Source organism: Pseudoduganella sp. SL102, from assembly GCF_027856995.1.
GTDB lineage: Bacteria > Pseudomonadota > Gammaproteobacteria > Burkholderiales > Burkholderiaceae_D > Rugamonas > Rugamonas albidiflava.
This window is the reverse complement of the sequence record NZ_CP115554.1, coordinates 6,531,665-6,543,254: the sequence shown is the minus strand read 5'-3', so window position 1 is coordinate 6,543,254 and position 11,590 is coordinate 6,531,665. Positions and strand designations below refer to the sequence as shown.

Annotated in this window: 7 protein-coding genes; 5 read left to right on the top strand and 2 right to left on the bottom strand. The window is 69.8% G+C overall.

Annotation, left to right across the window (positions count from 1 at the left end):
- Positions 1-53 precede the first annotated feature (53 nt).
- On the bottom strand, positions 54-1,187 hold the full coding sequence (locus OU994_RS27685; RefSeq protein WP_281608521.1) for a branched-chain amino acid ABC transporter substrate-binding protein: 1,134 nt from the start codon (positions 1,185-1,187) through the stop codon (positions 54-56).
- Positions 1,188-1,308: 121 nt separating this feature from the next.
- A complete protein-coding gene (locus OU994_RS27680) occupies positions 1,309-3,900 on the bottom strand; it encodes a hypothetical protein (RefSeq protein WP_281608520.1) in 2,592 nt (863 codons plus the stop codon).
- Positions 3,901-4,063: 163 nt separating this feature from the next.
- Between OU994_RS27680 and OU994_RS27675 the strand changes: the two genes are divergently transcribed.
- From OU994_RS27675 to OU994_RS27655, 5 genes are all read left to right on the top strand, one after another.
- Positions 4,064-4,531, top strand: coding sequence for a hypothetical protein (locus OU994_RS27675; RefSeq protein ID WP_281608519.1), 468 nt, complete (start codon positions 4,064-4,066; stop codon positions 4,529-4,531).
- 173 nt (positions 4,532-4,704) lie between these two features.
- Entirely contained in the window at positions 4,705-7,125 is a 2,421-nt protein-coding gene (locus tag OU994_RS27670; RefSeq protein WP_281608518.1) for a catalase, read from the top strand.
- 140 nt (positions 7,126-7,265) lie between these two features.
- Complete coding sequence (locus OU994_RS27665) at positions 7,266-8,942, top strand: MFS transporter (RefSeq protein WP_281608517.1); 1,677 nt, start codon at positions 7,266-7,268, stop codon at positions 8,940-8,942.
- Between the two features lie 169 nt (positions 8,943-9,111).
- Entirely contained in the window at positions 9,112-10,158 is a 1,047-nt protein-coding gene (locus tag OU994_RS27660; protein WP_307731757.1) for an HlyD family secretion protein, read from the top strand.
- Complete coding sequence (locus OU994_RS27655; RefSeq protein ID WP_281608516.1) at positions 10,155-11,567, top strand: efflux transporter outer membrane subunit; 1,413 nt, start codon at positions 10,155-10,157, stop codon at positions 11,565-11,567. The genes OU994_RS27660 and OU994_RS27655 overlap by 4 nt, the downstream gene beginning before the upstream one ends.
- The last annotated feature ends 23 nt before the right edge of the window (positions 11,568-11,590 follow it).

Here is an 11,590-nt window from a genome sequence, read left to right as displayed (position 1 = left end):
GCAGGAGTATGTTGATAATGGGCAATCATGACTGACATGGTTGCGATCGACGTTCAATAACTCGTCAACGCACTTGGCTGCCCGCCCTTGAAGGTGTAGATCGTTACCGGCGAGGCCTTCATGTCGCCCTTTGCGTCGAAGGCGTAGGTGCCCGCCACGCCCTGGTAGGAACCGGCGGAAATCGCGGCGCCCACCTTCGCGGGTTCGGCGGAATTGGTCTGCTGCATGGCCTGGGCGAACAGGTGGACGGCGTCGTAGTACGAGGCGGCGTACACGTCCGGCTCGGCATTGAAGCGCTTCTTGAATTTCGCCTTGAAGCCGGGGCCGCTGGCGGCCTTGTCGAGCAGGGCGCCGCCCTGCGAGCACAGCACGTTGGCACCGACGGCATCGCCGCCCAGCTTGCCCATCTCGGCGGTGCAGATGGTGTCGCCGCCCAGCAGCTTCGCCTTGATGCCCAGTTGCCGGATCTGGCGCGCCATCGGGCCGCCCTGCGGCGCATAGCCGCCGAAGAAGATCGCTTCCACGTTCTTCGGCCGCAGCTTGGTCAAAATGGAAGTGAAATCGACCGCCTTGTCGGTGGTGTATTCGTGGCCGGCCACCGTCATGCCGGCGGCGCGGGCGGCGCGCTTGAATTCCTCGGCCAGGCCCTGGCCGAAGGCGGTGCGGTCGTCGATCACCGCCACTGTCTTGATCTTCAGTTCCTTCGCCGCGTACAGCGCCATGCGCGAACCGAGCTGCGTATCGCTGGCGTTCACGCGGAACAGGTTCTTGTAGCCTTGCTGCGTGAGTTTCGGATTCGAGGCGACGCTGGCCACGACCATGCCGGCATTCGCATATACGCGCGATGCGGGGATCGCCACGCCCGAGTTGTAGGGACCGACCACGTAGCGCACGCCACCATCGGCCAGCTTCTGCGCGACGTTGACGCCGGCCTTCGGATCGCCCTGGTCATCCTCGGAGACCAGCTCGAAGCGCAGCTTCTTGCCGCCGATCGTGGCCGGCTTCGCGTTCAGCTCCTCGACCGCCAGCCGCGCGCCGTTTTCATTGTCCTTGCCGGAGAAAGCCTGCGCCCCGGACAGCGGCCCGCTGTGGCCGATGCGAACCACGGTTTCCTGCGCGGCGGCGCCGGCCGCCATTGCCGACATTGCCGCCAGCGCGAGCGCGGCGGCCAAGTGCGTGTGTCTCATCGGATCTCCCGTCGTTATTCTTGAGTAGCGTGAATTATCCACGTTCTCGCGACGGGAGCAAGCTTTGTCACATGTCCATGCCGATGCCCCATGCCCTGCCACACGCCGGCAGGGCCGCCGTTCACACCGGCGGCACCGTGCCCGTACGGGTAACCGGCCGGACTGCCGGGTTGATCTCGTTGCGCGGTGGCGGCGCGGAATTCGCGTTCGGGCCGCCGCCGATGCCGCCGGCGAGGTACTGCGCGGCGATGCCCGCGGCCGTGGAAGGATCGGCCGCGTTCGGCGCCCGTGGGGCATTGTTGGCGCCCGCGTTGGCGGCAGCCGTGCCAGCGGCGTTCGCGCCCGGCGCTCCCGCGGCTCCCGGGACCGTGCCGGCCGGCGCACCCGTTGCCGTCGGCGTGCCACCGGCCGTGGTGCCCGCCGCCGGATTGGCCGGCGTGCCCAGCGAAGCCTGCGCCGCAGCCGCCGCGTCGGCCGCCGCCTGGGCCGTGGCGGCGGCACCGGCGGTCGCATCGGCGGCGATCTGCGCATCCGCCGCGGCGCCGGCCGCGGCCTGCTCGTTGGCCATGCCGGTCAATGCCGTGGCACCGGCAGCGGTTCCCCTGCCAGCCGCGCCGGCGGCCTGCTGGGTGCGCAGGGCCAGCCGTTCCTGATCGAGGATGGTTTGCGCACGTTCCGCCCCCTGTTCCTGCAATACCCGCAGCGCATCGCGCTGGCGCGCATTCTCGGCATCGGTCAGTGCGGCAGCCTGGCGCGCATCCTCGGCCTGCCGCGTGGCCGCCAGGCGCACCTGCGCAAGCTGCTGTTCGACCAGCGCATCTTCCCGCGTGCCCTGCGCCAGCCCGGCCGCCGCGCGGCGTGCCTCCAGCAGGCGGTCCTGCGCCAGCCGGTCGGTCTGCCCCAGCGTATCCTGGCGAACTTCCTGCCGGGCTGCGTCGTCCAGCCGATCGGCAAGCTGCTGCGCGGCGACGTCCTCATCGCGCGTGGTCGTCAGCTGGCGCAGCGCCGCGGCGCGCACTTCCTGCAGCCGCTGGTCCTGCGTGACGATGCCTTCCTGTTCGGCCAGCGCCTCGTTCGCAGTCTGCCGCGCCAGTGCCAGGCGGTCGGCGGCCGCGCGTTCCTGCTGCGTCAGCGTGGCGCGGTCGAGCCGCGCGGTGTCGTCGCGCTGCGCTTGCTGGCGCCGCAGTTCCGCATCGTCCGCCGCCGCCCGCGCGGCAGCAAGACGGTTCGCGGCAAGACGGTCGGCGGCAACACGGTCCGCGGCCGCGCGATCCTGCTGCACCAGCGCGGCGCGGTCGCGCTCGAGCCGTGCCGCGTCGTCGCGTTGTACCTGTTCGCGCCGCGCTTGCGCATTGTCCGCCACGGCCGCCCGCTCGGCGGCAAAGCGTTCGGCCGCCAGTTGCCGGGCCAGGGCTTCGGCGTTGGCCTGGTCGGGCGATGTCGTCGCTGCCGGCGGTGTCTGCACCGGATTGGCTTGCGCCTCGCCGGTGGCACCGGTCACGCGAGTGGGCGGCGGCTGCACGGTATCGCGCACCGCCTGCTGGGCGGCGGCCGTCTCGGCCGGGGTCGACGGCGTGCGGTTGGCGGCGGCCGGCAACGGGCTGGCCGTCGCCGGTTGCGCATAGTTGGGAACTTGCTGCGTGGGGACTTGCTGCGCCGGGACTTGCAGCGTCGGAGCTTGTTGCGTCGGGGTTTGCTGCACGGGGACCTGCTGCGCGGGAACCTGCGGCCCGGCTACCTGGGGCGTCGCCACTTGCTCCGTCGGCCCTTGCTGCCCCGGGCCTTGTGTCGTGGGCCCTTGCTGTGCCAGGGCTTGCTGCGCAGGCGCCTGCTGCTCCGGTCTCTGCGGTGCCTGCGCATTGGCCGGGCCAAGCGCACCGCTGGCGCTGTCGCGGGACTGCGCGGCCGTCAGCTCGGCGGCCTGGTTGTTCAGCATGGCCGCGGGCGTCCCGGAGCCGGCGATCTGCGGCGCCTCGGGCTGGCGCGCCTGCCCGCCTTGTTCCGCCTGGTCGGAGGCACCGGGCGCGTCGGCCGCGGCATTCTGCTGGTTGGGCTGCACGGCGGTATCGCGCAGCGCGTTGCGGAACGCCGCGTCGCTGATCTCGCTCGGCGGCAGGTTCGTGGTGGCGGGCGGCTGCAGCGAATTGCCGTCCGGGCCGATGGCATCGCGCTCCTGCGCCAGTGCGCTGGCCGCCTCGTCGAAGCTGCCCGCGGCGCGTGCCAGCGCGTCCAGCGTGCCCTGGCGGTCGGCCTGGAACGCGGCCAGCAGCCGGCCTTCGTCGACGGCCAGCATGTCGCCGTCGTCGCCCAGCAGGGAAGGGGCGAGATCGATGCCCAGCCGTGCCAGCCCGGCGCGCTGCTCGTCGAAGGCTTGCGCCAGGCGGCCCGCCAGGGCATTGGGTGGCAACGGTTCGCCCGATGGCGGCGCCAGCGTGTCGATGGCGCGGCCCACGTTGAAGGCTTCCACCAGTTCGCCCGCGGCGGTGCCCAGCTGTTCCAGCTCGGCGTCCGTGATGCGGCCACCGCTCGCGGCGGCCAGCTCGCCCAGCCGTTTCTGCGCCAGCGCCAGCGTGCCCATGAACTGGCCCAGCGACGATACGTCGACGTCGGAGCTGAGCGCCACGTCGTCCTGCGCGGGCGCGGCACCCACGCCAGCCGTGCCGAACAGGGTGGCCATGCCGGACGGTTCGGTCACTGCAGAGACAGGAAACATGACGCACCTCCGTTGCTGGAACGGGCCAAGCTTGCCACAAAGGCCGCGCGGGCGGCGCACCGGGCATGACGGCATTGCCGCTTTGTTATGCACCGCACTGTGCGGCGCCCCTGAACGGCCTATCGTTGACCCTGCAAACACACCAACCAAGAGGATACCGATCATGGACAACGAAAAATCGACCATCAATGCGACCGGCACCGTGACGCCGATCGGCAATACCACCAACCGTACCGACACGCATAACACCATCGACAAGGCTGCCGACAAGGTGCAGCCCGCCGCCGACAAGGCCGCTACCGCCGCGCACAGCGCCGTCGACAAGATCGCCGACAAGGTGCCCGCCGCCGCCGAGAAAGTGCACAGCACGGTCGAGAAGCTGGCCGAGAAAGTGCCGGCGACCACCGACCAGCTGGTCGGCAAGGCCCACGACACCGTGGAAAAAGTCTCCAGCAAGGCCAGCGTCGTATCCGAAAAGCTGAGCCAGAAAGCCGCCGACCTGAACGTCGCTTACGGCCGCCTGGCCGAAACGGGCCGCAGCTATGTGCGCAACAGCCCGGGCACGTCCGTGCTGGTGGCGCTGGCCGCCGGCTACGCCGTCTCGAAGCTGCTGGGTTCGCGCCGCCATTGAGCGCCATGACGGTGCGGCTTCGGCCGCGCCGCTCGCAGCTGATTTGCCTTCCGTGATGGCTTGCGGAGGGCCACGCCCGGCCCTGCATGTGATCGTGCACGGCCGGGCGTCTTTGTGCCCGGGCATCGCCGATCACGGCAACACACAGTATTCCGATCATTTTCAAGGACCCAATGACCACCCCTCCCACCAGGCAGTCCTCCGGCGTCGACGGTGCCGGCTCCATCCTCTCCACTGTTTCAGGTCCTTCCAGCGCGGCGCCGCCGCAATCGCTGGGCAACAACAATCCGCAGGGCGACGTGCTGCTGGAAAAGCAGGCCGGTGGCATGGACCTGGCCGCGCAGACCACGCATAACGCCAACAAGGCCGGCGAGTACGGCGATGCCGCGCGCACCCCGCAAACCGGGCAGACCGCCAAGCCGTCGACCGATCTCGCCACCGCCAGCACCGCGGCGGAAGGCATCGCCTCGCCGAAGACCGGCGGTGGCCAGCCGCCGATCGGCGTCAACAACACCAATGCGCCGCTGGACCGCGTGCGCGCCGATGCGAGCGACCAGGTACTGACCACCAACCAGGGCGTGCCGGTGGCGAACAACCAGGATTCACTGAAGGCGGGGCTGCGCGGCCCCACGCTGATGGAAGACTTCATCCTGCGCGAGAAGATCACGCACTTCGACCATGAGCGCATCCCCGAGCGCATCGTGCACGCCCGCGGCTCGGCGGCGCACGGCTATTTCGAAAGCTACGAGGACCTGTCGGCCATCACGCGCGCCGCGCCGTTCGCCCAGGCCGGCAAGAAGACCCCGGTCTTCGTGCGCTTCTCCACCGTGGCCGGCGAACGGGGCTCCACCGATACCGCGCGCGACGTGCGCGGCTTCGCCGTCAAGTTCTATACGGACGAGGGTAACTGGGACCTGGTGGGCAACAACATCCCCGTCTTCTTCATCCAGGACGCGATGAAGTTCCCCGACCTGGTGCATGCGCTGAAACCCGAGCCGCACAACGCGATGCCGCAGGCGGCCAGCGCGCACGACACCTTCTGGGACTTCGTTTCGCTGATGCCCGAATCGATGCACATGCTGATGTGGGCCATGTCGGACCGCGCGATCCCGCGCAGCTACCGCATGATGCAGGGCTTCGGCGTGCACACCTTCCGCCTGGTGAATGCGGCCGGCGAATCGGTGTTCGTCAAGTTCCACTGGACGCCGCTGCAGGGCACCCATTCGCTGGTGTGGGACGAAGCGGTCAAGATCAGCGGCGCCGATCCCGACTTCCACCGCCGCGACCTGTGGGAAGCCATCGAGGCGGGCGAATTCCCCGAGTGGGAACTGGGCCTGCAGGTCTTCACCGAGGAACAGGCCGACAGCTTCGAGTTCGACGTGCTCGATGCCACCAAGCTGGTGCCGGAAGAGCTGGTGCCGGTGAAGCCGGTGGGCCGCATGGTACTGAACCGTAACCCCGACAACTTCTTCGCCGAGACCGAGCAGGTGGCCTTCTGCACGGCCCATGTCATTCCCGGCATCGACTTCACCAACGATCCGCTGCTGCACGGCCGCATCCACTCCTATGTGGACACACAGCTGTCGCGCCTGGGCGGGCCGAACTTCCACGAGATCCCGATCAACGCGCCGGTCACGCAGGTACACAACAACCAGCGCGACGGCATGCACCGCCAGACCATCAACCGCGGCCGCGTGTCCTATGAACCCAACTCGCTGGGCGGCGGCTGCCCGTTCCAGGGTGGCCGCATGGGCTTCACGAGCTTCCCGCAGCAGACCTTCGTGGATGACAAGGTGCGCGGCAAGCCCGAGCTGTTCGCCGACCACTATTCGCAGGCCCGCCTGTTCTGGCAGAGCCAGACCCCGGTCGAGCGCTCCCACATCATCGGCGCATTCCGCTTCGAACTCACGCGCGTGACGGTGCCGGCGATCCGCAAGCGCACGCTGTCGATGCTGGCCAATGTGGATGCATCGCTGGTCAACGCCGTCGCTTCCGGCCTCGGCATGCCGGTGCCGGATCCACAGCCGATGGCCACCACGCGGCCGCTGCCGGCCTACCGCACGTCGGCCGGGCTGTCGCTGCTGGCGCGGCCCGGGCAGGTGGGCATCCACACGCGCCGCGTCGCGATCCTGGTCGCCGACGGCGTGGACGTGGCCGGTGTGCGCACCATCTATGAGTCGCTGCTCGCCGATGGCGCGGTGCCGCGGGTCGTGTCCTCGCGGCTGGGGCAGGTCACGGGTGCCGACAGCGCCACGCTGGACGTGGAAATCACGCTGGAAGCCGGACCGGCCGTGATCTACGACGCCGTCGTGGTGCCGGCCGGCGAACAGTGCGCGCAAACCCTGGCGGCCGATGCGAACGCGCTCGACTTCCTGCGGCAGCAGTACCGCCACTGCAAGCCGATCATGGTGGTCGATGCCGGCGCGCAGCTGCTGGCCAGGGCCGGCATCCCCGCTGCGCTGCGCGACGGTTCGCCCGACCCGGGCATCATCGGCGCCCAGCCGGTCGATGCCGCCGCCGCGCTGGCCGCGTTCAAGGAAGCGCTGGCGCAGCACCGCGTGTGGGTGCGCGAAAGCGATCCGCCGGCCGTGTAAGCCTGCCCGCCAGCAGGGCCTCAGCTCTGCCATAGGTGAGGCCCGGCCCGGTTGCATGCGCCACGCGCGGCAGCCGGGCTTTATCATCTGATCCAACCCTTTCGTACTGCTTCCCGTTTTCTTGCATTTTTCTAGACCGCATGGACGTCTACGCCCCGCAAACCTGGAAGCCCCACGAACGGCCGATGTTGCCGGGGTCGCCGTCGTCGCCGCTCCATTCCACGCCCCGCCGCATGGCCTACCTGCTGGTCGGCTTCATCGTCGCGCTGACGGGTGGCCTGGGCAATGCGCTGGTCACCGTCAACCTCGTCTATGCGCAAGGTTCGCTGGGCGTCTACTCGGCCGAGATACAGTGGCTGCCCGCCGTGTACGTGATGGCCAGCGTGTCGATGAACCTGCTGCTGGTGAAATTCCGCCAGCAGTACGGCCTGCGGCTGTTCACCGAACTGTTCCTGGTGCTGTACGCACTGGCCACGCTGGCCCACCTGTTCGTGCACGGCCTCGGCTCGGCGATCCTGGTGCGCGCGGCCAGCGGCATGTCGGGTGCCGCGCTCACCACGCTGGGCCTGTACTACACGCTGCAAGGGTTCCCGGCGCAGCACCGGCTGAAGGGCGTGGTGCTGGGCGTGGGCTTCTCGCAGCTGGCGCTGCCGATCGCGCGGATCTTCTCCACCGAACTGCTGGAGATCGCCGAATGGCGCGGCCTGTATTTCTTCGAGCTGGGCATGTGCCTGCTGTCGCTGGGCTGCGTGCTGCTGCTGAAGCTGCCGCCGGGCGATCGCATCCGCGCGTTCGAAAAACTCGATTTCCTCACGTTCGCGCTGTTCGCACCCGGCGTGGCGCTGCTTTGTGCGGTGCTGGGCCTGGGGCGCACCGTGTGGTGGTTCGAGGCGCCCTGGCTGGGCTGGTGCCTGGCCGGGTCGATCGTGCTGGTCACCGCCGCCGTGACGATCGAGCACAATCGCGCCAATCCGCTGTTGAACATCCGCTGGCTGACCACCGCCAGCATGCTGCGCCTGGCCCTGTACGTGGTGCTGATCAGGATCGTGCAATCGGAAGCCACCGGCACGGTCGGCTTCCTGCAGGCGCTGGGCCTGCAGAACGACCAGATGCGCGAGCTGTGGCTCGTCACGCTGGCCGCCAGCATCGCCGGCATGGTGGCCAGCGCGCTGACGATCGCGCCGAGCCGGGTACAGACATCGCTGATGTTCGCCCTGCTGCTGATGGCGCTGGGCGCCTGGATGGACGCGCACGCCACCAACCTGACGCGGCCGGCGCAGATGTACATCAGCCAGGCCTTGCTGGCGTTCGCCGGCGTGTTCTTCATCGGCCCCGTGTTCGTCTCCGGCTTCGGCGCGATCATCGCCCAGCCGAAGAACCTGATCAGCTTTTCGCTGATGTTTTCCATGACGCAGAACCTGGGCGGCCTGCTGGGTTCCGCGCTGGTGGGTACGGTGCAAGTGCTGCGCGAGAAATACCATTCCAGCCAGCTGGTCGAGCACCTGACCCTGATCGACCCGCTGGTGGCCAGCCGCGTGCAGGGCAGCGGCGCCGCGCTGGCCGGTACGCTGGCCGATCCGGCGCTGCGCAGCGCGCAGGGCATCGCCTCGCTCGGCGCGGCGGCCACCCGCGAGGCCAACATCCTCGCCTATAACGATGTCTTCCTGCTGATCAGCATCGTCGCCGCGGCCACGCTGGCGTGGATGCTGGCGCACTACCTGTGGCAACTGAGCACTGCGCGCCGGTCCGCCGCGCCGGTGCAGAATGCCCAGACGGGCATGGCCAAGGTTTCCCTCGATAATTCCGGATCGACATGAGCGCAAACGATACGACACCCCCACCTCCAGCCGCCGCACCCGCGCCTGCACCTGCACCCGCACCCGCACCCGCACCCGCACCCGCACCCGCACCCGCACCCGCACCCGCACCCGCACCGGCTGCCGCGCCGCCGGCCGCGGCGCCGGGCCAGCCCGACCGGCCGCACCAGTGGCTGCGATCGTCGGCTTTTCGATGGTCGCGCTGGTGGGCGTGCTGATCGTGCTGTACGCGTGGCGGCTGCCGCCGTTCACCAGCCCGATCGTGTCGACCGAGAACGCGCTGGTGCGCGGGCAGGTGACGGTGATCGGCACCCAGTTGTCCGGCTATGTCACGCAGGTGCACGTGCAGGATTTCCAGCCTGTGAAGCAGGGCGACCTGCTGGTGGAGATCGACCGCCGCGTCTACGAGCAGCGTTACCAGCAGGCCGAGGCGCAACTGGCGGCGCAGCGGGCGGCGCTGGAAAACTGGGGCCAGTCGCGCCGCAGCGCCGCCGCCACCATCGCCCTGCAGGAAGCGGCGCTGGCCAATGCGCTGGCGCAGGCCACCCGCGCGAAGGCCGACCTGGCGCGTGTCGAGGAGCTGGTGCAGGACGGTTCGCTGTCGCAGCGCGAGCGCGATGCGCAGCGCGCCGCCCACGCCCAGGCCCAGGCGGCCGTCGCGCAGGCGCAGGCCAACGTGGAAATCTCGCGGCAGCAGTCGCAATCGGTGACGGTCAACCGCGCCGCGCTGGAGGCGGCGGTGGCCAATGCGGCGGCGGCGCTGAAGGCGGCGAAGGTAGACCTGGACAACACCCGCATCCAGGCGCCGTCGGATGGCCAGTTGGGCCAGGTGGGCGTGCGGCGCGGCGCGTTCGTCAACTCGGGCGCGCAGCTGATGGGCCTCGTGCCGCGCCAGATGTGGGTGATCGCCAACCTGAAGGAAACCCAGATGAACGGCGTGCGTGTCGGCCAGAGCGCCACGTTCAAGGTCGACGCGCTCGATGGCGCGATGCTGACCGGCCAGGTCGAACGCATTTCGCCGGCCACCGGCTCGGAGTTTTCCGTGCTGCCCGCCGATAACGCTACCGGCAACTATGTGAAGATCGCCCAGCGCATTCCGGTGCGGATCCGCATCGATCCGGGCCAGAAGCTGGCCGACCGGCTGCGGCCCGGCATGTCCGTCATCGTCAGCATCGATACGTCGGCCGAGCTCAATGACGCGGAGGCGCGGCAATGAGGGCTGTTGTGCCGGTGCTCGTGGCGGGGACGGTCGCAGCGGCGCTCGCCGGTTGTGCCGCGAAGGTCGGCGCGCCGCCGGCATCGCAGCTCCAGGTGCCGGCGCAATGGCGGGCGCCGATCCCGGAGGGGGCCACGGCGTTGCCCGTGGATGCGCAATGGTGGCAGGGGTTCGGCGATCCGGCGCTGGCGGCGCTGGTGACCGCGGCGCTGGCGAACAACGGCGACCTTCGCCTGGCGCGCGAGCGGATCGAGGATTACCGGGCGCGCGTGCGCGCCGCCGCCGCCGCGCAGCAGCCCACGCTGTCGTTCGATACCTCGCCCGCGCGGGCACGGGCGCTGTCGCCCGCGACGGGACGGCCCTACGTGGCCAATGCCTTCCAGGCCGAGTTCCAGGCGGCCTACGAGATCGATGTGTGGGGCCGGCTGGCCAACGCCACCGAGGCCGCCGCGGCCACGCTGCGCGGCGAGCAGGCCAGCCTGGATGCCGTGGCGCTGTCGATCGCCGCCAACGTGGCGACCGGCTACCTGAACCTGCGCGGGCTCGATGCGCAGCTGGAACTGGCCCGGGCCACCCTGCAGCTGCGCGAGCGTTCGCGCGACCTGGCGCGCCGCCAGTTCGAGGTAGGCTACAGCTCGCGCCTGGAATGGCTGCAGGCGCAGGCCGAGTACGACACGGCGGCCGAACAGGTCCCGCAATTGCAGCGGCAGATCTTCGAGCAGGAAAATGCCCTGTCGCTGCTGGCGGGTGCTTCGCCCGGCGCGATAGCACGCGGCAAGGCGCTCGCCGAACTTGTGCCGCCGCCGGTGCCGGCCGGCCTGCCGTCGGACCTGCTGCGCCGCCGGCCGGACATCGCACGCGCCGAACAGGCCATTGCCGCCGCCAGCGCCCAGCTGGCCGCCACGCGCGACCAGTTGCTGCCCACTTTCCGCCTCACGGCCGCCGGCGGCATCCAGTCCACCGAGCTGTCCGACCTGCTGCACGGGCCCACCCGCCTGTGGCGCCTCGCCGGCACGCTGGTGGCGCCGCTGTACGACGGGGGCAGGGTGCAGGCCGCCACCGATTCGGCCGCCGCGCAGCGCAACCAGGCGCTCATCGCTTACGAGAATACGGTGCGGCAGGCCTTCGCCGAGACGGAAAACGGCCTCGATGCCATCACGCGGCTGCGCGAGCAGGTGGTGCAGAACGACGCGCGCCGCGCCACCGCCGCCGAAACGCTGCGCATCGCCCACAACCGCTACGCCAACGGCTATGCGGCCTACCTGGAGGAACTCGATGCGCAGCGCAGCCTGTACGCGGCGGACGTGGCGCGCCTGCAGCTGCACGCGCGGCTGCTGGCCGCGTCGGTGGACCTGTACCGGGCAATGGGGGGAGGGTGGACCGCGCCGCCATCGCCGTCCTTGCGATAACCGTCACGCAATGGGTAAGATGG